We start from the raw sequence: 22171 nt of genomic DNA on the forward strand, positions 1-22171 counted from the left end.
CTAGAATTCTATTTCTTTATAAGAATCCATATCGTCTATAAATTCTTCTTGTGTTATAGACGCTATTTCTTTTTGTTCTTTAATGTGTTCCGACATTTCTTGTATCGTGTTATTATTAAAGATGTAAACAAGATCAAGTTTTACATCGAACTCCTGATATATTTTAGAAACCAATTGTGTTGCATTTATTGAATTTCCTCCTAAATCAAAAAAGCGATCTGTGATAGTGACTTCTCGAACATTTAAAAGTATTTTGAAAAAAGAAATGAGTTTGTTTTCGAACTCATTGTATTGGTCAGAATCTAGTTCAAAAGCATATGCTTCAAGCTTCTTTAAAAACCCAAGATTTGCGTATTCGAGTGCTTTATAAGTTTGCTTGTGAAACAATTCAGATTCGTTAATCAAGTTTTTCTCCCACAACCAAGTTTCTTTTTTGTTTTCTTGTATTGCTTCTGTAACAGAATGGTTATTTACAGTATCTTTTTCAATCGTAATCGTGCTTTTTTTAGTTGCAAGCAGCGGAAGTTCTTGATCTAAATAAGAGGTAATATAATCTGTATGTTCAGAAACATCTTTCATTGCTATTTTGTAACCACTAGTGTTATCTTGATCAAATGGCATCCATGTATTCTTGATTAAAAAATCATGAATAGGAACATTCTTTTTAGTATCAATATATTTGGCAACAATTAGTTTACAGTTACTTTGAGCATATTTTTGTTTCAGAATAGTGATAATCGTTTCTTCAACTGCGCGTCCTAAAACTCTACAACTCAACATGAAATTTTCAATAAACAAAGTTTCACCTTTCAAGCTAACTAAAATAGCACCTACCAAACCGTAGGTTCCAAATTTGTCTCGTACGTTAATAACAAAGCATGCATTGTCTTTTTCTTTGATAAAGTCAATGACTTCTTTATTGTTTTTTCTAATTCCGTTAAGAGAAAACTGATTTGTTCTATGTGTTAATTGGGCAACTCTGTCTATTTGAGCGTCGTTCACATGATTGAAACTTAGCTCTAGCTTCAAGCTTTTCAGAAAGTCTTCTAAATTTAATTTTTTACGAGATGCTATTCGTGTTTTTTCAGTTTTGTACATTTCAGTTCTTAAAGTATCTTCTTTAGATACCTTCTGTTTATCAAAACTAATTACGTGCTGGAGAAATTCATCAAAATGCTCCGGTTTTTTAGGCAATTCTAGCGTAAGTACTTCTGGATTTTCTTCCATCATTAAATGACATTCTAAAGGATTGTCATCAACAAAAGCAAAGCTTTCTAAACCTAAGTTTAACTCTTCTGCTAATTGTTGAATGTTTCCTGCTTTTGAATCCCAGTTAATTTTCCATCCGACAAGATGCTCTTTGGTAAGAAGCATATCTGGATGATTTTCAAAAACATCCCATACGGCACTTTCGTTATTCTTGCTTAGAAGCACAAGTAAAAATCCTTCTTTATATTTTTGAATCATAAACTGTTGTAATAGTTTATGTCCTTCTGAAATCACTAAATCATTCACATTACTTTCTCCACATACACCTTCCCATAAAGTATGATCACAGTCCAAAGCAATTACTTTACAGTTTTTGCTTTTAAGTCCCCATAAAACTCTGTTTATTCGTTGTGCAATGGTGTAAAAAAATGTTTCCGTAAAAGGAATGTGCCCCATTTCTTCGGTGAGATCGTCAAAAACTTGAAGAGAAGGAAGTTCGTTTTTTGGGTTTTCTAAATGAATGCAGTGAATGTTTCCTAACTCCGCTAATGCTTTAATACTTTTCTTGTTTAAAAGATGTATATAATCAACAATTTTTTGGTCATATAGATTTTCATTAGCATGAGAAAAAACCATGATAATGGTACTCGTTTGCGACTGATGCGTGATCACTTTTAGTAAGTCTTCATACACCTGATCTAGTTTTGCTTGAAAGTTTTCAGCGTGTTTTTCTTCACCAACTAAATAATCTTCAAAACGATTTAGTACAACTAGTATAGATTTCGCATTCTCGGCATTGTTATCGTTTAAAGCGATAAACTCTTGAAATACTTGATTGTATTTTCCTAATTTAATAGGATGCGGTTGCGCAAATTCATCTAAAAACCATTCAAGTTTTCCAGCTAATGGAGCAACAGTATACGAGGATATAATATGAAGCGTATCTAATGATTTTGAAACAGGTTGAGGCTCCGAGATTTTTTCTTCGAGGTATTCTATTGTTCCATCTGGCAACCATCTTCCTTTTTTTCCGCTGTCAATTAAAAAAGTACCTTCTTGTATTGGGTTTTCGATGAACGCAAGATCATTTTCTGAATCTGATACAGCTGTTTGTATATATACTTTTCCATATACACCTATGGATTGTTCCATAAATTTATCGGATAATATCATTGTTTTTGGGTTTGAAACCGTCGTTTCAGCGAATTCGCTAACGGTTGTCTTTTTTCCAAAATTTGATAGTTCTTCTTTTTCTTCTAAAGAAAGAAAATCGATATTTGAAATTAATTGATTTGGAAAATCTAGTACATTTTCAAGACAATTTTGCAAATGTTGAACTAATTTTTGAATAAATGATGCATCATACACATCGGTATTGTATTCAATTCTTAAACGCAATTCGCCATTATCTTCTAGAAAATCAAATTTAAGATCAACTTGGCTGCTAGCCGTTTTTAATTTTTCATAAGCAGCTATTTTTAAACTTTCATTTTCAAGTTCCGTTGTTCCTGTAACAGAATCCTGATTTTGAAAAATTGCAACAACATCAAACAACGCAGATCTGCTCAAATCCCTTTTGATACTTAGGTCACTTAATAACTTATTAAAAGGATAGTTTTGATTTTCAAAATCATTAAGTAATGATTCTTTCTGTATTTCTACTAATTCTAAAAAGCTATTCTCATTTTTAAAAGCTGTTCGTAAAGCCAGCATATTGGCGTACATTCCAATCTGATTTTCTAAATCTGGATGTTCTCTACCTGCAACTAGCGTTCCTATAATAATATCTTCATCACCAGTATATCTGTTAAATAAAGCATTTAATACAGCTATTAACACTGTAAACACAGTTGTGTTTTGTTGTGCCGAAAAGGTATTAATCTTTTTAAGCAGTCCTTTTTTAAAAAAACTCGTCGTAGTACTGCCATTATAGGTTTTCACCTTTGGACGTTCCTTAAAAGAAGGTAGATTTAATACAGGAATTGTTTCTCCTAATTTTTTCTTCCAATATTCTTTTTGAAACACTCCTTTTTCGGTTTCCAATCTATTTTTTTGCCAAACCGCGTAATCTTTATATTGAACTTCTAACGGAGTTAAATTTGTTTCAGTTTGAGCTTCTATTTCATCGTAAAACTTTAGCGTTTCTTTCATGATAAGAAACATAGACCAACCATCAACAATAATATGATTAAACACGCAACACAAAATAGTTTCTGATGTGTTTATAGATATTGTACTTACTCTAAATAATGGTCCAGTTGATAGGTTGAATTTACTTGTGATTTCCGTATGTAAAGTATCGTGAATTTCCTTCTCGGTATGATTAGAGTTTTCAATGTTGTGGTGTATTATTTTAAAAGAGGTCTCATCTTTTGGCAGAATAAACTGCGCTGGAATTCCTTTTTGATTTTCTTTAAAAATGGTTCTCAGTACTTCATGCCGCACTATCATTTTTTTAAATGCCATTTCTAGAGATGAAATATTCAGAACACCTTCACATCTAAAAACACTAGTGATATTGTGAGTTGTATCTTTGTGCCCCAATTGGTTTAAAATCCAAAAAACAGACTGAGAATAAGATAATGGATAACTTTCGCTTGATTTTGCAACCGGAATAGGTTCATAGTTTGATTGAGATAATAGCCTGATAAGTGCTTCTTTATTTTTTTTTATATCCTCTATAATCTCATCACTAAAAACTCCTTTAGCAGCACTAATTTTTAGTTTTCCATTTTCAATTGAAAGATGAATGCCTTTCTCTTTAACTTTTTTAATAATTTGATATACACTCATGGTGTTTATTATAAGTTTAAAACGTTCTATTCTGTGAATTAAATGATATTGAGCCCAAATTATGTAATAGAAAATCTATTGCATTTTTGAAAGTATAGTATAAAAGCTCTTACGGGATTATAATACGTGATCCCAGTAATTGATTGATAAAAATAATATTCGTGTACGTGTGTGTTCCTTGCTATTTTTAGACAAAAATAACAAGAACAACGTTTTTTAAACGATTAGCGTATTAGAAGAAATTCAATTGGTAATGATTCCTTTAATTTTAATGCTGGCAACGTTTATTAATTGATTGACAAAAAGATATGTCCACCAAGTTTAAAATGTTGAGATTCGTTTTTTTCTAATTTATATTGATTGAGGTTGCGCTATTGAACACCGTATAATACATGTCACAAAGCAATTTCCTTATAATTCTTTTACAAAATTATATGTCTTAATGCGTTACTGAAATTAGTAAAAATTTAATAATTAAAAACGTTTCATACCAGTTTATAAAATGACTGCTATTTTTCCAATCTTAACGAATTCGATTATCGTCCTCATTAACTTTTTTATTTCTGTAAGAAGATTTTTTAATATTTCCAAAAGAGTATTTTAATGATATATAAAATTCTCTGGCATCCACAATAAAGTTATTTCTAGTTTGTACCGAGTTTATGGTAGCAACATCTTCAAAGTTCATTCCTTTAAAGATATCATTATACCCAATTGTACAAGATATTTCTTTAAAGATCGTTTTGGAAAGCGATGCGTTCATAACAAAAAGAGAGTTTCTTTGAATTGCACCTTCGTTTCTATCAGTATATCCCCATCCTGTGAGCGATAATGAAGTATCACCAGGAATCTTAAATCGATGATTAGAGTAATAATATAAGTAAGGAGATGGATCTGATGTTGCTCGCGGATCTTGGATGTTACTGTAGTTAAAATTTAACACGTTCACACTGCTCCAAAAATTAGTTATTTTTTGAGGATAATAAAGACTCAGGTTGATTCCTGTTTCTTTTTCAAAGTTTATCCATGTGTTGCTAAAAATGTCGTCCGTTTCGTTATACAAAGTCGTTAGATTTACAGGATCTTTATAATGGTAGTAAGTAAATGTTAAAGATTTTCCTTTACGGCTAAAACTAGCTGACACTTCATTCATTAAAGTTGGTAATAAATTTATATTTCTACTAAACGTTATAAAAGGAGATACAAATACCACCACTTGAGATAAGCTTGTAAAATTAGGTCGTGTTATGCTTCTTGAAAAATTCAATCGTAATGTGCTGGTATTTGTAGTATCTAAGGCAAATGTTAAATCTGCTTTAGGGAAAAAATTAGTCTGGTTTCTATTAATTAGCAAATTACCATCTGAGAAAGCACCTTCTGCATCATAGTTTTCTACTCTCAATCCAACAGAATAATCTATACTTTTTGATAGTTTTCCTGTTAACTGAGAATATACTGCATATATTTTTTCATCGTAATTATAGTCAGTATTTGACGAATTAGCACTCGTGACAACATCTTCTATATTTTGTTGTGTATCAGAACTAGAAATAGATGTATTAACACCTAATTCAAGTGTGGCTCCTTTTTTAAAGGTCGTTTCATAATCCAATCTTCCTGACAAAGATTGAATATTAAAATCCTGAAATCTGCTCTGAGTTGAAACAAAACCTGTATCATTTTCATTGATGTCAATAAAACTATCGGTATTCTGATCAAAGGTTGTATACTGAAGCCCAAAAAATAAGTTAGAGGCATCATTGATCTTGTTATTATAGTTAAAGTTACTATTTAGATAAGTTCTATTATCACCTGTATCATTTAAGGTAGTTACATTATCCGTATCTACATCTTCTTGTACAAAACCGCGAGACATGATATCGGTTTTGGCATTGAAAAAGTTAGAGTTTACATTTAGTGAAACATAATCTCCGCTATTTATTTCGTAGTAAACTCCTCCACCCAAAACAAATTCTGGTTTTTCAGCATCTGACAATGTATAATTTTCTACAGATAAATCTCTATCTATAATATTGAAATCTGATTCCACTTCTTCTCTACGCATCACAGCATTATAACCAAAGTTGGCTTTAAACTCAAATTTATCTTTTTTGAAACTAGCATTCACCGCAGCATAATTATTGAAGAATTGTTTAAAAGAAGCTGTTTCCGATAAGGTTACTTTAGTTCCATTAGATTCATTTTTTTTCGTTTCAACTAAAATGACACTTCTACCATCTGCTTCATATTTGGCTGATGGATTATTGATCACCTCTATACTCTTTATATTATCTACTGCTAAAGTGCTTAATTGATTAGCCGTAATTCTTTGTTTGTTAAGGTAAATTAAAGCGTTACCGCGCCCTACAACACTTATGCTTTCTCTATTAGGACTCACCTGAACTGTAGGTATATTTGAGAGAATATCTACAGGACTTGGTAATGCGCTTAGTTCTGTGTTTGCTATATTCGCTTTTATATTCCCTGACTTATTTTCAAAGAGTCTCTTTTCTGCTTTTATAACAACTTCATCTAAGCCTTGTGCTTGTTCTTCTAAAATAACATTAACACTTTGATCGCTATACATAGCAATTTTAACAATTTCCTCTTTATATCCTAAAGAAGAAATTTTTAGTAAATATTCTCCTTCTTTAATTTCATTTATAGTAAACGCACCTTTATAAACATACGAATATGTTACAACAGTTGAATCAGCTACACGTAGTATCAATGCATCTGCTATTTCGATAGGATTATTAGCGGTGTCTTGTACTATTCCTGATAGTTTATAAGAGTTTTGCCCGTGTGTAAATTGGATGATAAAAAAAAGACTTGTTATTAAAATCGCCTTAATATTATTTTTCATGTATGTGTGTTTTTTAATTTACTTAATTTGAATACTTACAGATATAATAATCTTAATTTTCTGTATTTTTTTCATGTAATTTTGTTCAATACCGAATCAAAAATAGTACATCAATAAGTTTCAATCGTAAGGTTGATAGCTGGTTAAGCACAATGATGGATCGAAAATACAAAAATAGTTTTAAATTGTGTGAGAAAAATCAATTGATAGATTGCCTATTTATATTAGGATTTACCGTAATACTTGTGTATGTATCTCTGTTAAACTTTACTTATTTACTTATAATCAAGCTATTAAAATAGCTTTTAAAAAATTCTAGGTGTTCTAAAATAAAAAAGTGTCCACCTTTAAATTCTGTAATTAAAACTTCTGAAGATGTTTCTTTTTTCCACATAGACATCTCATCGTATGAAGTTGGTTCTTCTGATCCATAAAAAACATCAATAGGAATTGAGAGTTGATTACTATTAGTATAGTTATAACTCTCCCAAAGTTTAATATCAGATCGTAAAACTGGCTCAAAAAACTTTTGAAGTAGTGGCTGCACTATAAATTCATTTGGTACGCCTCCAAAGCTAATTAACCTATCCCAAAATTCCTTTTCTGGCAAATGCGAAAACCTATCCCGTGTAGCAGATGGTGGTCTAAAACCAGACACAACGAGTTTTGTTGGTTTTACTACTTCGGGATCTTTTTCAATTCGTTTTGCAATTAAAAAAGCGACCATCGCTCCAAGGCTATGTCCATAAATAAAATAATTTTCTACATCACGTAACTCCTTGATTAGTATCGGATACAAATCGTCTACAAGTTGATAAATATCAACTATAAAGTCTTCTTTAATTCTATCATTTCTACCTGGATAATTATAAACAACAATATTTTTGAAGCCTTGAAAAATTTTATCGTAAGAAGATTCATTTCCTCCAGCAAATGGAAAAGCAAAAACTTTTACAGTATCTTCTAAAGTGTTGCATATTTTCTTCATTTTTTATGTTTAAATAATGAGTTTATGACAAACTCATGTGAATATTTGAGAGAAAACTACCTTATCTTATCAATAGATAGAAAAGTAAACAGGAATACGCTAAAAGTTTAACTTACGTAACTCATATACGATTTTAATCTAGGATAAATATACTTTTCTGGAATCCCAAGTCCAAGTCCTAAATAAAGCATAAAATTATAATATCCGTTTTTAATGGGCGCTCCTTTTAGTATACTAAATACACCTTTTCTAGCAGAAGAGGAAGTGTGCCAATCAATATTAAATGAAATAGAATCACTCAAGGAACGAACATGATGAAGTGTGTATGGAGGAATATACAAAACATCTCCTGATTGGACATGAACAGATATTGGTGTTACTTTTTTTGTCAATGGAAATGTATCAAAATCCGGTTTGTTAGGGTCAAATTTAGACCATCGCCAAGAATTCATATAACAGAATTTTTTCTGCTCTGGTGGAACCAGCGTAAACTCTTTTTCTCCATCAACCTGAAAAAAAAGATTGTGTGTTCCTAGCGTATCAAAATGTAAGGGTGTAATGCTATTTTTGGGACCAATAAAGAATTGGGCATAATTTGGCCAATTTGACCAATACCAGTTAGGAATGAGTTCTTTTGGGAACGGATTTACTTCTTCTATCAGTTTAGGAATAAAATAGAAAAGTGGTACATCATGTAAATAGCCAATATCAGATGTATTGTTTTTACTTGTTCCTTTAGCTTTATTTAAGGAGTTTAAGTAATCTTTCAATGCTACGGGTTTCAATACACCTTCTGAGACATCTCCTTGTTTTACACCTAGGCTAATATTACTTGCCATAGATTTTAAATAATCGTTATCCCAGTTCAACGCCTTCCATTTGGACATGAGTCCTTTAATTACGACTGGCTTCCCTTTTTTCACGTAGTTGTCATGAAATTCTTTTGCTGTAATAGAATTTACATAATCGATGTTTATTTTATTATCCATACTAACTAACAGTTAAATTTCTAAAAAATACAAACAAATGCATTTTGTTCTTTTAAGTTTTTTTGATGTAATTTTTGACCATGAGACAACCGATATGGTGAACTCATTTTGCTTAGTCTTCGGTATTGGTATAGTTTATAGCAAGCTATTATTCGCAAATAGTTTGTGGTGATTTTTCTTGTAAGTTTTCAACCATAGATTTTTCTATGAGCGCTGCACGAAGTGAAAGGTGACTGAAAGAACCTGCGTCTGCCAAACCATGAGTTGATTCACACAATCCATTAAGGTAGATTTTAGGAAAATTACTTTTTCCATCAACAGGTATCAATTGGTAATCACGAGTAACACTAAATGTTCCATCTTCTTCTCGTTTATAAAACTTTTTAATGTTTTCAAGAAGTGGATGAATTAATTCTTCATTTTCTCTTGCCCCAAAATTTCTAAATCCAGTTCCTAAAATAACTGCATCGACAGATTGATTTTGCAAAGCACCTGTATGCAAATCTTTTATTTTTAATTGCACTTGATTATCCAGCTCGTAAGCTTCTATAACTTCTTGATTTTTATATATTTGAATTGTATTATTGTTATGCAAACGATTTTCATACAACGTAAAATACAATTCCTTGAGAATGTCTTCGTCAACCGAACCGTAGTTACTTCTAATTATTTGAGCACTCAATTCGTTCTTTGATTTTTTTGAAGAATTATAAAAATAATCAATGTTTTCTGGCAATAATAAATCTTCGGTAAACGGACTAGTGTCTTTCAGTACAAAGCTAAATTTACGATGAATACAGATAATTTCAGTTTCTGGAAATTTAGCATGTAAATCAAGAATAATCTCTACAGCACTTTGACTACCTCCTATGATCGCAATTCTTTTAGGTTTTGTCTGCGAAAATTGTTGAAGTAGTAGATTGTATTTAGTAAAATGAGCTACTTTTTTGCTTAAAATAGACTTAAATACTTTAGGAATATTATGCGACCTTCCAGGTGCAAAGGATATACTACGTGCTTTATAGGTTTCTGAACTCGTTTTTATTTCAAGAAATACGTTCTCTTCAAAATCAGATTCAACAATAGAAATATCTTTTACCTTTGAATCATAAGAAACCAAATTATCAAATCTTTTAGCTACCCATTCTACATATTTAGAATATTCACTTCTTGGAGGATAAGGCGCATCCAAATTCAAATAATCTAAAAGTCTGCCTACATCTTGAAGGTAACTTAAATAACCAAACTGACTGCGAGGATTTCGTGGTGTAGCGAAGTCTCTAAGCGGATTGTGTTGTATATCGCTCCCAGGAATTGTAACACCTAATTGCCAACCGGGAGTTGTACTTGCATCAAGGAATTTAATTGTTCGCTCCGACTCCATTTCTTGATGAGCTACTGCTAATGCGATATTAGAAGGACCGAATCCTACACCAATCGTATCATAAAAATTATTTTTATGAAAATCCTTGTTATTATTATTCATTTTGATAAATATTAAATATGATTTATGTTTAAGTACGTCTTAAAATGTTGAGAATAAATTTTTAGTTTTTATACTAATACTCAACAGATACTTTTGTTGCTTGTCTGTATAATCTACTTTAGAAAGTAGTTGGCTTTTTTTTTTGGAATAGGCCCTGTACTTATCGTTCTATATAAATTCATGAGCAATTTCAAACTTGGCATTTTCCAATTGCCAAAGTGCATATTTTTGAAGCATTGATTCTCTTAAAAATCCAAAACGTATGTTTCCAACAACTGTTTCCCATTTATTTTGTTTCAAGAGTTGCATCCATTCATTAGATGAATTTTCTAATGATAAAAGCTTATTAATTATTTCCAATGCTGCGTATGTTTCTAGAAAAAATGTGAATGGATATTTTTGATTTGAATTGTAATATTGATCATTAATTTGCTTAGCTTCTATATACTTGCTTGCATGTGTATACCCAAAGACAAAGATTTTTGGCTTCCTAAAGCCAATCGAATTTATCAATTCAGGATGAACAAGATCATCTGTAAAATACAACTCATCTGTGTGTTGAAGTTCGGAATAGTTTTTCTTTGCAAAATCTATAGAATTCTTAAAATTCCCAATAAATAATACATTCTTGGCTTCAGATAATTTATCAACAATTGTTACAGTTGGTACTTTAGAAAGTCGCTCTAATACTAAAGATGAGAGTTCAACACCGTGAATACTTTGGTCATACCCAACATATAATGTATGTGCTTTTTTCTCAGAAATTTCATTGGTTATTAAATCTGCCAAATCACTATCCTTACCACAAATACGAAAAGCACAATCGAATTTTTCGGTTAAAATATCAGAAGTAGCTGCAGGAAGAAAAACAGGGATATTCTTTTTCACATAAAAAGGCAAAGCATGTTTTGCTGCCGTTGAAGAATAATGACCTATTACAAAATGAGCACCTCTTTTAATAAGATTAGTTGCTGCTTGCACGCCTCCTGCTTCCGAAGCAAAGTCGTTTTCCCAAATTAATTCTACCTTTTTTTCATCAAACGCTAAGTTTGACCAAGCTAATTTAATAGCGTCAACAAAAGTGTCTTGATGAATAGAACCATTTAGTGAAAGGTCTGCTGTAGCTCCAATTCGTATCATAGTATCGTAGTATTAAAAGCAAAGTGATCTGAAGGTAACTTATATCTCCATTGAACAGTATTAGGCATCTCTTTTCCATCAATATAGCCGTTGATTTCTTCTGCTACACTTTTAGAAATAGAAATACAACATTTATATCCTCTACCAGAAAAACCAGTCGCTACATAGAGACCATTATTATTAGGTAAAAACTGAACAATGGGTTTTTTAAATTCGGTATATGAATCATATCCATAAATACAATTAATAGGGTTTTTGTTTATTTCTGGTTTTAAAAACCGGTTTAATCGTTCCATAGAATTATCAATAATTTTTACTGAATCCTTACTGAGTTCTTCTGGAAACTTTGTTTTTTCAAATTTTTGACTTCCTGTATAAAAAGATAAACCAGATCCCGGTGCTACATATACTTCTATTTCTTCATCCACAACTGGTATATCAATTTTGTGTTTGTTAGTTGCAACATGAGTCAGTGAAATAGACCGTGTATGAATAGGCAAATTCTCCACTATTTTATTCGTTAAAGCTCCAGCTGTCATTAAAACTACTTTTGCCTTAACGACTCCTTCTGATAGCTGAACTTCCCAGTTATCAGCACTCGTTGAACGGATGCTTTGAACAGTACAATTATCATAAAGTTCTCCTCCTTTTGATAGAAAGCCCTCAACAAAGTTAGCGGCAGTTAAAGCTGGATTCCCATAGCCTCCATGTTTCTCGTAGATACCTACTTTGTTTTTAGAATTTTTGATCCAAGGTGCTTTTTCGAGCAATTTTGATTGAGACAAAATTTCCATTGGGTATAAGTTGCGGTCTACGAAACTGAACGTATTTTTTAAATCTGGTAATTTTTGTTCATCTAGAAGGTATAGAAATCCCGATTTATTAAAGGGGCTAATTCCTGGATAGTTGTTTTCTTTCCAATTTAATAAATCAATGATAGAAGTATACGATTGAAAACTATGTTCTATATCCGGATCATACACTCTAGTAATACCTCTAGAATAGCTCGTAGCTCCACAACTTCCTGCTTTTCCTTTTTCAATAAGAAGTACTTTGTTCTTTGTGTTTTTTAAGAAAAATGAACAGGAGCTTCCATAAATACCGGCTCCGATTACGATGATGTCAAATACATTATTCATTAATATGTTGGGTACTATATAACTATGAAGAAAGTAACAAATTACTCAATAGTTGTTTTTGAAATTCTTCAGGAGTTATTATTCGATAAATTAGTTTTAGATATTGTCGCGAAATTTCATCATTTGTAATGATAAGGTCATAAAAGTCTTTTTCGGAGGCAGACAAAGCTTCTGATGCTGAAAGTGTAGAAATTCCCTCAAAATGTGGTGTTAATCTATCTTTGTGAGACTTACTGTATTCCGAAAGTGCTTCTTCCTTTGTTTTTTTATTGTCGAAAAACTCCATTGTATGCTTGTATAACCATTCGGCAGTATTTAAAGCAAAAGCGCAGCCTGTACCTGATACTGGGTTAGTTTTCATTGCAGCATCACCTATAAATGCAATTCCATTTTTTACTGGACTTCTGTACAGGTTATCTATATTTAGCATCCAAATAAAATCGTCAATTCTCTCGGCATTATCTAAACTTGGGATTTCTTTTAATTTGGCTATAAATTGTAATACTTTAGTATCCATATCCTCACAATTCTTCCAGTCATCATAGTCAGCATTATTAAAAAATAAACCAAACAGAACAACTCCATCTCCAAGTGCCCCAGCATACACAGAAGCATCATCAAGAACCCAATGAGCAGATGTTTTAATATCAATACCCTTGTAGTATGTGAAAAAAGTGAATTTATTACTTGGATTGAGCTTTGCTTCGTTTTTGGTGAGTTTCGCAATTTTTGAATGCGCACCATCTGCAGCAACTACTAAATTGGCAGTAATTTCTATACGACCATTTGACCCAGATACCACAATTCCATCTGCTATATCATTAGTATAAGTAATCGATTTCAGCACATGTTGTTCCAAAAATGTTACATTAGATTCTTCCTCTAATACTTTTATCAAGTATGGATCTAATAATTCACGCTGTATATTAAATCCGTATATATCTGAATCTGTACCAAATAATTCTTCATGATTTATAGTTCCTGAAGGTAGATGCATGTTTAGTCCATGTTTTGCACCTCCTATTTTCTTGATATCCTCAAAGAGGTTAAGACGTTTTAAAATAAGAACTCCCACAGGTTGGATAAAGTGTGTGCAATTTACTTTGTATTGATCCTTTTTTTTTCGATCAACGATGACAACTTTAAGGTTTTTCCTAGCATAGAAAAGTGCTGCAGCACATCCTGCTATTCCTGCACCAACTATAACAACATCTGTTTTTAATTCCATACTTTATTTCTTAACTGTTGCTTGGGAATACTTTCTTGAATTAAGCCAGTCCATAATTTCATTTTCATTGATTAAAAGTTTATCTATTAATCTTTCGGAAAATGAAGGGTGAATTGGTTTACTAAGCACTACATATATAAAAGAAGCTCTCATAGCCTTTTCATTTTGTCCAGAACTAAATAACTCTGCAATGTATTGTAGAAAATCTTCAAGCCTTTTCGCAATATTTTGAATAGAGAATGCCTGTAGTTCCGAGAAAAAATCCCATTTAGAAAAAATTTCATCAATCTTGTTTAATTCTAACTCATCATATTCATCTTTAGAAAATCGCAAACATGTTTTAGTAGTATTAATTTTCTCTTCAATTAAATTGATTGTGGGAGAAAATACATTTTGATACCAATCAGTGAATGCCTTCATTTCAAAGTTTGTTACTTCTTCTTCAGGAGATATTAATGCCATGTAAAAACGAACACCATCGGAAGAGTAATCCTCCAAAATGTCATCTACCCAGATAGCATGACTTCTACTTGTAGAAAAATCATCTCCATTCAATTTCAAGAATTTATTAGTAATCTGAGTGAAATTTTGTGTAAATCCATCAATATTAGATGCTAAAGACGGATACACAATGGCATGACTAAACGAACAATCGAACCCAAGAAAATTCACGACTTTCGTGTTTTTGTCTTTCCAAAATTCCTCATGACGTTGCGGTTGCTTTACACTTTCCCAGTATTCTTTAGAAGCAGCTAGATAGCCCGCCAATCCAGAAAACCACGTGTGTAAGGTTATTTTTTTTCCTTGAAAAGTTAAATCTATTCCATTTCCGTCTGGGCGATCTATAAACCATTCTATGTTTTCATTTGATAAAACCTCATCAATGAATGTTCTTAAATGTTCTCTTATAGGGTTTTGCTTGTATAATTCTTTCAGATGATCTTTGTACTTAGAAATTTTCAGGAACATTCGTTCCTTATTAACAAATCCCATAGGTTTTTTAGAAATTATTGAGATAAAATCGCCCATTTCTTCTAAAACAGGATAATTAGCACAAGATTCGCATTGACTGGCATCTGATTCTGATCCACAATAATTACAAGTTCCTTTTGCAAATGCCTCATATCCATACTGATTGTCTTCAAAAGAATATGGTACTCTAATTTGCTTTTCACCAATTCCATTTTTTTCTATAGCATTTTGCAAAAGAAATAGTATGGCTTCTTTGTAATATTTGTTTTCACAAGATTTTAAAAACCAATCCACCTTAATATTTGCTTTTTTCAGCGAATTTTCAATTCTAGAACCATACTTTAAAGCCCACTCAAATCTGATTTCTTTATTTTCTAATGCTTTACTAGCTACATAATCCTGATGATCATCAGAATAGCTGGTAAAAAACACATCATCATTCTTTAACCTACGCATCCTAGTAAAAACATCAGCCGCAAGAAACGGTCCTGATAAATGCCCTAAGTGCATATCTCCGTTTGGAGTTGGCGGTGCAATGGTTACAATATATTTGTCCATATTAGTTTAGTTTGAATTTGAATTGATATACCCTGAAATTATTTCGGCATTCCACCATAATGCGTAAAAATGACAATCTTCTTTATAAGGGTTTTCTAAAAAGTGTGATACTCCTTTGGGAATATAAACGATATCTCCAGTCTCAACTTCACGGATTGTTTCATCTAAATAAACCTTAGCTTTACCACTAGTTACAATGAACATTTCTTTTTCATCTGATGGTTCATTTACATGTTCTAAGGAGATTGTATCTGCTCTTAGAACACAATATGCTCCTCCAAAAGGAAAAGGATGTTTTTCTTCTCCCCAAGGTAAAAGGCGTTGACCGTCAAGTCCATATTCATGTTTTAAATTTTCCCAGTCTATTTTTTTAAATTGTTCCATAGTTAATTAATTGATATTAATGCGTTTTCAAAAGCATATAAAATGTCGTCTGCGTTTTTCTCGCTAATGTTTAAAGGTGTTAGTAATCTTAAAACACTGTTTTCTCTTCCACCCGATTCTATGATGAGTCCATTGTGCAGGCATGAGCGTTGGATTTGGGCAGCTAGTTTAGTATTTGGAGGATAAGAACCTAAAGCGTTAGGAGATTCATTTGTATCTACAATTTCTACCCCAATCATTAAGCCTCTTCCTCTTATTTCTCCTATGAATGGATATTTTTGTTGAAGTTTTAAAAGCTCATTTCTTAGATAATTTCCTTTCTGTCTTGAATTATCAACTAGGCTATTTTCTGTGATATATTTTATAACAGCTGTTCCCGTTGCCATAGCCAATTGATTACCTCTAAAAGTACCTGCGTGTGAACCTGGTTGCCATTTGTCGAGGTATTTTTGATATACAATTACAGATAAAGGCAAACTACCTCCTACGGCTTTTGATAACACACAAACATCTGGTATGATGCCTGATTCTTCAAAAGCAAACATGTGTCCTGTTCTTCCCATTCCGGCCTGAACTTCATCTACAATGAGAGGAATGTCATATTTTTTTGTAATTTCTCTTATCCCTTTTAACCAAAATGGCGAAGCTGGAATCACGCCTCCTTCACCCTGAACGGCTTCAAGAATAAATGCTGCAGGTAAACCTACTCCACTATGAGAATCTTTTAGAATATTTTCAATATAATGCAAGGAGAGTTTCTCTGCTTCTAGACCTCCGACTCCGAATGGACATCTGTAATGGTATGGAAACGGAAGAAAAACCACATCTGACATGAGGTTAGGAATCTGGGTTTTAATTGATTTATTCCCTGTAATGGCCAGCGCGCCATTAGTCATACCGTGATAGCTTCCAGAAAATGAAAAAATTGTAGATCTTCCTGTAGCTATCTTAACTAATTTAATAGCAGCTTCGACCGCATCTGTGCCACAAGGGCTACAAAATTGTATTTTTGCATTCTCTCTAAGTTCTTGCGGTAAAACTCCAAATAAAGTTTTCACAAATTCGTCCTTAATAGGCGAAGTAATATCCAAAGTTAAAAGCGCACTATCATTAGCTATGCTTTTTTGAATAGCTTTTTTAATAACTGGATGGTTATGTCCCAAAGCTAGCGAACCCGCTCCTCCCAAGCAATCCATAAAGACTTGCCCTTCAGTGTCCATGATAAAATACCCTTTTGCTTTTTGTATCGCAATTGGGAATTTTCTTGGATAACTACGTGCATTGGATTCGTAGTTTTTTTGCTTTTGTAAATACGAATTATCATTTAATTTATAAGGTCTCGAAGTCGTATCCCAAATAGTCTGTAGATTTTCTTCATAAGTATCTACAGGGGAAAGCTGTAAATTTTCTTGATTCATATTTTCATCGAATTTTTAATTATTATTTTTATTTAAAAGACAATAGTGGAAAGATTTACATTTTCTAAAGTTCATTAGGATTCCTGAAATACAATTAAATAAAAGCGTATATAGCTATCATTTCTATATAAAAAACGAATAGCAATTTTTATTAGAAAATGCTTATACAACAAGTTGTCACAGAAATTGCTTTCTGTTACTTGTTGATCGTTTAGGCTAACTTATGTTGCTGTTATTAATTGGTTGTAATTCTGAACTTAGAAGTTATGTTTTATAAGTTAATGTGTAGTATTTTTTAAATTTCTAAAAAATATCTTTCTTTTGTTTTTGATGCTGCTCCTATTCTATCATAAAATTTCATGGCTCGAACATTAAAGTCAGGAGTTTGCCATTGAATTTGCTTGCATTGGTTTTTAGCTCCTTCTTCTTTTATTCTATCGACTAAACTTTCACCAATTCCAAAACCTCTTGATTGCTCCATCATAAATAAGCAATCCATATAAATATAGAATTCTGCGTCCCAAGTCGAAAATTGCTTCATGTATGTAGCAAATCCGATAAGTTTATTGTCATATTCAACAACTAAGCAGAACACGCTTGGTCTATCAGAAAATAGATGGCCGTTAAGCAGCTGTTCTTTATTTTCTGTGTTGTATTCACTTTTTTCATAATCTGCATGAAGTTTACATAAGTGAACTAAATCTTTTAGGTCGGATTTTTGGATAAATCGAATTTTTGCTTCTTTCATTCTATTTTTTAATCTCTAAGAAATTTGATTTACAATTAGTTTTTTAATTTCTTTTTCATAGACTTTGTTTGTACTTGTTTTTGGGATTTGTTTGCTAATAATTACCCTTTCAGGAATCATATACACTGGTAATTCTTTTCTTAACAAACCATTAATTTGATGTTCATCTATATTGCTTTCTAAATTTGTCCCATAGACATATGCATAGATTTTTTTTCTATCATTTACATCAAAAGCATCCACAAATGCATATTCAACATACGGCAAGTTTAATAATGAATTCCTTATTTCATTCAAGTTTATTCTTCTCCCTAAAATTTTCACTTCTTTGTCCATTCTTCCTTCAAAAGAGTATTCTCCTTTTTCATCTCTCTTTGATAAATCTCCGGTGATGTAATATTTTTCATTATCTATGATAATAAATGCTTTCTCCGTTTCTTCAGGGAGATTCCAATAACCATTCATGAGTTGTTTTCCGCCAATTACCAATGTTCCAACTACATTATCCTCATGAATAACATTACCGTGTGCATCAATTAAATGTGCTATACAACCCATAAAACAAGTTCCTATAGGATACGGTCCTTTTCTAGTTGTATCTGGAGTTTTTATATGATACGCCATACAAAGTGAATTGCATTCAGTAGGACCATAACCATTAAATATTTGAAATCCTGGAATTTTCTCCAACCAGAGGTTGATTAAAGCAGGATTGCATACTTCACCACCAGTCATGCAAGCTTTTAGGTTACTAGACTTTAGCGAATCAAATTCGTCAGCTGCTGGCGTAATAAGGGATAATACAGAAGAAACACATATTAAATGAGTAACGTTATTTTTATGTATGATATCTGTAATAATCTCAGGTATTAGTAATCCGTCAAGGATATAAACACTTGCGCCGAAATAAAGTGGTATAAATGTATCTTGTACACATACATCGAAATGAAATGGTCCAAAATTAATAGAAGTAGATTCATTATTAATTTTTAATAATTCATTTTCAGCATGAAAGTAATGAGTCATACTTTTGTGGTTTAAACAAACACCTTTTGGTCTGCCTGTGGAACCACTTGTGTAAAATATGGACGCTATTTCATTACCATCTAATTCTTCATGAAATTTTTCGCTCTTAGCTACCGGTAATAAGCCAATCTCACTATAACTAATAGTTGGTATCGGTTGAATAACTGATTGAAATTCTTCTAAATATTTTTTGGACGATATTATTAAACAAGGCTTTATGTCATCTAATATATACTTTAATCTATTTATTCCATTGTTGAAATCTGCTGGAACATAAATAGCTCCGAGTTTCCAAATGGCAATTATTGACGCAATAAGTTCAGTTGATTTTTTACTAATAATAACAACTCTATCGCCTTTAGATACTTTGTATTTTTCTTTTAAAAAGTGAGCTATATTATTAGCAAGGTTTTCCAACTCAAGAAATGAATATTGAGCATCTCCAAATTTAATAGCCCATTTATCAGGGCTTTTTTCACTATGGTTTGTTATAATATTTCCTAGGTTTTCCATATTAAGTAATAGGTTTATTTACGTGAATACGTATAATTTATATTCAGTAATTGACTAATTGTAGTTTTTATGTAATTGAAATTTTACTATCCAATTTTACTTTAAGCAATTGTAAATCTCTGTGTCCTTTTAACTGCTTGTCCCATTCAAATTCTACTAAGGAAGCATTGTTATTGTATAGCAATTCTTTATTTACAATTTCTGCAATTCGTAAACTCATGTGCTTTCCTATACAAGCATGAACTCCATGCCCAAAAGTCATGATAGGCTTTCTGGTTCTGTCAATTTTAAAACTATCAGGTTCAATAAGCTTACCTTGTTCATCATCTCTATTGGCACTGCCAATTAGTAAAATAAGGTTTTCTCCTTTTGGAATGTTGACGCCTCCAATTTCCACTTTCTCTTTGGTTATTCTGAGTGTTGATTGGATCGGAGATTCTAATCTGATGGCTTCAAGAATTGCTTTGTTGAGTTCTGATTTGTTAAACTTATCTTTATTTTCAATTAATATTTTTATGGTATTACACAAAAGAATAACGGTATTAAATACCATTGCGCTAAAGACTATTGATTGTTGGATTTGAAAGATATCAAAGTTAGAAATGTCATATTCTTCTTTATCAAAAACATCATAGTCTCCCGTAAAATCTGAGCCAAGTTTTAAAAAATACAAAAGACTGTCTGCAAATTTTTCCGCCATTGTTTTATCCAGATATACTTCTTCTCTTAAAAAAGAAACCGAATCTGCATGTTTGTAAAGAAGTTCATCAAATTGGGAAGTTTTTGCACTTTGAGAAATTCCTAAAACTCCTTCTGATATTCTACTCATAACAGGAATTGCTATATCTTTTTTATAATCTAAAGTATCGCCTTCCATACTATCTAGGATACTTTTTAATGTATTTTCAATACAGCTATCCATATCATTTTGCACATAGGAAAAAAGTTGTGATGTCAACTGATTTTTTATATGACTTACATCATTATTTGTATGGTTGATCCATTTTTCCAGAACTTCTCTAGCAAACCTTTCTTTATAGCTATAACTCTCTATATCAGAATTATATGCGAAAAATGGCGTTGTTTTGTCATTAGTGAACGCTTCCGGTGCCTCAAAGGCAGTTTTTACATCTTGAAATCTGGAAATAAGCCATGTTTCATTAATTTTCATGGGGCCCATGGCTCTTAAATTTTCGTAAAATGAATAATATTCGCTCATCTTTCCTGTTGTTTTAGAAGATTTTCAATTATATGCAGATATACCTTTCTCATTTTAAAAAAAAATGGTTGTAATATGTTATTAAATAATGTTTTAAGATTTAATAATTCTACAGTTAAAAAGGCAATAGCAATTGTTATTTTTTTCTTTGATTAAAATTTACGAGGAACTCTTCATAAGTGTTCTCCATTGAAATTATGTTCCCATCAAGTTCGGTTGGACTGATTCCAATTTCTTTGCAAATAGTAATGATTATATTTACAAATTGAATTGAGTCAATACCTAAAAACTTTAATTTTTCTTTTCTCACCTTTTCTAAATCAAAACCATCTATTTTAGTTTCGAAAATTTGAGTAATTGTTTGTTCAGTAGTCATTTTTTAAAATTTTATGTAATGAAATATCCTGTACTAGTAAGCATCAAAAATATCTTGAAGCTTATGTTGGTATTTTTTAACTATTTATACTAGATGAAGTTTTATTCGTTTAATGTATCTTTTGAAAGATTGTAGCTGCGTATGTACCCGAAATTCCTAAGTTCAAAGTTAAGATACGCTCGTGTTTGTGGTTGTTGGCTAAATTTGTTTTTAAGTTTAGAATCAAGTCGGCAGTTCCTAAATGACCATGCTTTTTTTGATTCGTAGTATCAATTTTTGAAGTATCAAGACCTACATAACTTAAAGCTTCTTTCATTAACAAATGATTGGCATTATGCAAAATTATACTTTCAATATATTCATCACTTAAGTTTTCTAATGCCTTCATAGATTTTATGTAAGCTTTAAGATGCAAAAAAGCACTTCCTTCTTCCAATGCCGTTAGACCGTTTTCTGGTTCAGAGAGTATATTTTGTTGACTAATTTTAAAGATTGCGTCTTGGTCATTACCAGTTATTAAAATGATTCCGGCTGCGTCTCCCATAACACCATATCCACCAACAATTCTTTCTGTTAAAGAAACTTCTAACTTGGAACCTGCAAGGATGAGTACTTTTTTATTTTTATCTTCCTCCTTTTCTAGTATTTGACAAGCGCTACCAAGGGCTGCATCAATATTCACACAAAAATCTCCTGATGCTCTTAACAAAGTAGCCCTATTCATTTTGTACTTATTTTGAACAAAAGAACCGAAGTCTACTAATTGACTATCTAAGTCAGGAGCCACAATAATGTAATCAATTTCATTAGGAATAATAGAACCTTTAGCTATGTTTTGGTCTAAAATCCACATGACCATTTCTTCTAAAGTTTTTTCAGTTTCAACTGCAATACTTTCTAAACCAAGAACATTTTTACTATAATCAATAAACTTTTGTGCAGTGTCAAAAGATTTTTTATTTGTGTTAAAAAAATCAACATGATCATTAAAATGCAATCTATCAGAAGGCAAATAATAATCCATAAGTTTAATATACCCGTTCATTTAAATTTTTTATGTTATTATTTATGGTGATAGTACTAATGTTAATCAAATCTGTAAAGCGTTCTTTTATAGAC

General features: G+C 31.6%; 16 protein-coding genes. All 16 read right to left on the bottom strand.

All coding sequences use genetic code 11. From position 1 onward, the window contains the following. The 16 genes from H2O64_RS19530 to H2O64_RS19605 all read right to left on the bottom strand — a co-directional run bounded on the left by H2O64_RS19530 (position 1) and on the right by H2O64_RS19605 (position 22097). Positions 1-4002, bottom strand: a complete 4002-nt coding sequence (locus H2O64_RS19530) for an HAD-IIIC family phosphatase (RefSeq protein ID WP_187563913.1) — start codon at positions 4000-4002, stop codon at positions 1-3. 523 nt (positions 4003-4525) lie between these two features. Beyond that, on the bottom strand, positions 4526-6868 hold the full coding sequence (locus H2O64_RS19535; protein ID WP_187563914.1) for an outer membrane beta-barrel family protein: 2343 nt from the start codon (positions 6866-6868) through the stop codon (positions 4526-4528). 271 nt (positions 6869-7139) lie between these two features. Further along, the gene (locus H2O64_RS19540) at positions 7140-7856 is read right to left on the bottom strand and encodes a thioesterase II family protein (protein WP_187563915.1); all 717 of its coding nucleotides are present in this window, start codon (positions 7854-7856) and stop codon (positions 7140-7142) included. 107 nt (positions 7857-7963) lie between these two features. After that, entirely contained in the window at positions 7964-8845 is an 882-nt protein-coding gene (locus tag H2O64_RS19545) for a cupin-like domain-containing protein (protein ID WP_187563916.1), read from the bottom strand. A gap of 148 nt (positions 8846-8993) precedes the next feature. Then, on the bottom strand, positions 8994-10331 hold the full coding sequence (locus H2O64_RS19550) for a SidA/IucD/PvdA family monooxygenase (RefSeq protein WP_187563918.1): 1338 nt from the start codon (positions 10329-10331) through the stop codon (positions 8994-8996). 168 nt (positions 10332-10499) lie between these two features. Continuing rightward, a complete protein-coding gene (locus H2O64_RS19555; RefSeq protein WP_187563919.1) occupies positions 10500-11471 on the bottom strand; it encodes an ABC transporter substrate-binding protein in 972 nt (323 codons plus the stop codon). After that, on the bottom strand, positions 11468-12610 hold the full coding sequence (locus tag H2O64_RS19560; protein WP_187563920.1) for an NAD(P)/FAD-dependent oxidoreductase: 1143 nt from the start codon (positions 12608-12610) through the stop codon (positions 11468-11470). Before H2O64_RS19560 ends, H2O64_RS19555 begins: the two co-directional genes overlap by 4 nt. A gap of 22 nt (positions 12611-12632) precedes the next feature. Further along, positions 12633-13838 carry an NAD(P)/FAD-dependent oxidoreductase gene (locus H2O64_RS19565; RefSeq protein WP_187563921.1) on the bottom strand — a complete coding sequence of 402 codons (1206 nt, stop codon included), beginning with the start codon at positions 13836-13838 and terminating at the stop codon, positions 12633-12635. A 3-nt stretch (positions 13839-13841) separates the two neighbouring features. Next, positions 13842-15368, bottom strand: a complete 1527-nt coding sequence (locus H2O64_RS19570) for a class I tRNA ligase family protein (protein ID WP_187563922.1) — start codon at positions 15366-15368, stop codon at positions 13842-13844. Between the two features lie 6 nt (positions 15369-15374). Further along, positions 15375-15752 carry a cupin domain-containing protein gene (locus H2O64_RS19575; protein ID WP_187563923.1) on the bottom strand — a complete coding sequence of 126 codons (378 nt, stop codon included), beginning with the start codon at positions 15750-15752 and terminating at the stop codon, positions 15375-15377. A 2-nt stretch (positions 15753-15754) separates the two neighbouring features. Continuing rightward, positions 15755-17170, bottom strand: coding sequence for a diaminobutyrate--2-oxoglutarate transaminase (locus tag H2O64_RS19580; RefSeq protein ID WP_187563924.1), 1416 nt, complete (start codon positions 17168-17170; stop codon positions 15755-15757). A gap of 295 nt (positions 17171-17465) precedes the next feature. Continuing rightward, positions 17466-17918 carry a GNAT family N-acetyltransferase gene (locus tag H2O64_RS19585; protein WP_187563925.1) on the bottom strand — a complete coding sequence of 151 codons (453 nt, stop codon included), beginning with the start codon at positions 17916-17918 and terminating at the stop codon, positions 17466-17468. Positions 17919-17933: 15 nt separating this feature from the next. After that, the gene (locus tag H2O64_RS19590; RefSeq protein ID WP_187563926.1) at positions 17934-19457 is read right to left on the bottom strand and encodes an AMP-binding protein; all 1524 of its coding nucleotides are present in this window, start codon (positions 19455-19457) and stop codon (positions 17934-17936) included. Between the two features lie 67 nt (positions 19458-19524). Next, positions 19525-20676: a cytochrome P450 gene (locus H2O64_RS19595; RefSeq protein WP_187563927.1), complete on the bottom strand. Its 1152-nt coding sequence runs from the start codon at positions 20674-20676 to the stop codon at positions 19525-19527. Between the two features lie 136 nt (positions 20677-20812). Further along, on the bottom strand, positions 20813-21052 hold the full coding sequence (locus tag H2O64_RS19600; RefSeq protein WP_187563928.1) for a hypothetical protein: 240 nt from the start codon (positions 21050-21052) through the stop codon (positions 20813-20815). Positions 21053-21161: 109 nt separating this feature from the next. After that, positions 21162-22097 carry a 3-oxoacyl-[acyl-carrier-protein] synthase III C-terminal domain-containing protein gene (locus H2O64_RS19605; protein ID WP_187563929.1) on the bottom strand — a complete coding sequence of 312 codons (936 nt, stop codon included), beginning with the start codon at positions 22095-22097 and terminating at the stop codon, positions 21162-21164. Between the last annotated feature and the right edge of the window lie 74 nt (positions 22098-22171).

This window comes from Kordia aestuariivivens, from assembly GCF_014397005.1.
GTDB lineage: Bacteria > Bacteroidota > Bacteroidia > Flavobacteriales > Flavobacteriaceae > Kordia > Kordia aestuariivivens.

What these genes read in the sequence shown, in the direction of transcription:
- H2O64_RS19530 (WP_187563913.1), bottom strand. Translation starts at nt 4,002, where the DNA reads ATGAGTGTATATCAAATTATTAAAAAAGTTAAAGAGAAAGGCATTCAT.
- H2O64_RS19535 (WP_187563914.1), bottom strand. Translation starts at nt 6,868, where the DNA reads ATGAAAAATAATATTAAGGCGATTTTAATAACAAGTCTTTTTTTTATC.
- H2O64_RS19540 (WP_187563915.1), bottom strand. Translation starts at nt 7,856, where the DNA reads ATGAAGAAAATATGCAACACTTTAGAAGATACTGTAAAAGTTTTTGCT.
- H2O64_RS19545 (WP_187563916.1), bottom strand. Translation starts at nt 8,845, where the DNA reads ATGGATAATAAAATAAACATCGATTATGTAAATTCTATTACAGCAAAA.
- H2O64_RS19550 (WP_187563918.1), bottom strand. Translation starts at nt 10,331, where the DNA reads ATGAATAATAATAACAAGGATTTTCATAAAAATAATTTTTATGATACG.
- H2O64_RS19555 (WP_187563919.1), bottom strand. Translation starts at nt 11,471, where the DNA reads ATGATACGAATTGGAGCTACAGCAGACCTTTCACTAAATGGTTCTATT.
- H2O64_RS19560 (WP_187563920.1), bottom strand. Translation starts at nt 12,610, where the DNA reads ATGAATAATGTATTTGACATCATCGTAATCGGAGCCGGTATTTATGGA.
- H2O64_RS19565 (WP_187563921.1), bottom strand. Translation starts at nt 13,838, where the DNA reads ATGGAATTAAAAACAGATGTTGTTATAGTTGGTGCAGGAATAGCAGGA.
- H2O64_RS19570 (WP_187563922.1), bottom strand. Translation starts at nt 15,368, where the DNA reads ATGGACAAATATATTGTAACCATTGCACCGCCAACTCCAAACGGAGAT.
- H2O64_RS19575 (WP_187563923.1), bottom strand. Translation starts at nt 15,752, where the DNA reads ATGGAACAATTTAAAAAAATAGACTGGGAAAATTTAAAACATGAATAT.
- H2O64_RS19580 (WP_187563924.1), bottom strand. Translation starts at nt 17,170, where the DNA reads ATGAATCAAGAAAATTTACAGCTTTCCCCTGTAGATACTTATGAAGAA.
- H2O64_RS19585 (WP_187563925.1), bottom strand. Translation starts at nt 17,918, where the DNA reads ATGAAAGAAGCAAAAATTCGATTTATCCAAAAATCCGACCTAAAAGAT.
- H2O64_RS19590 (WP_187563926.1), bottom strand. Translation starts at nt 19,457, where the DNA reads ATGGAAAACCTAGGAAATATTATAACAAACCATAGTGAAAAAAGCCCT.
- H2O64_RS19595 (WP_187563927.1), bottom strand. Translation starts at nt 20,676, where the DNA reads ATGAGCGAATATTATTCATTTTACGAAAATTTAAGAGCCATGGGCCCC.
- H2O64_RS19600 (WP_187563928.1), bottom strand. Translation starts at nt 21,052, where the DNA reads ATGACTACTGAACAAACAATTACTCAAATTTTCGAAACTAAAATAGAT.
- H2O64_RS19605 (WP_187563929.1), bottom strand. Translation starts at nt 22,097, where the DNA reads ATGAACGGGTATATTAAACTTATGGATTATTATTTGCCTTCTGATAGA.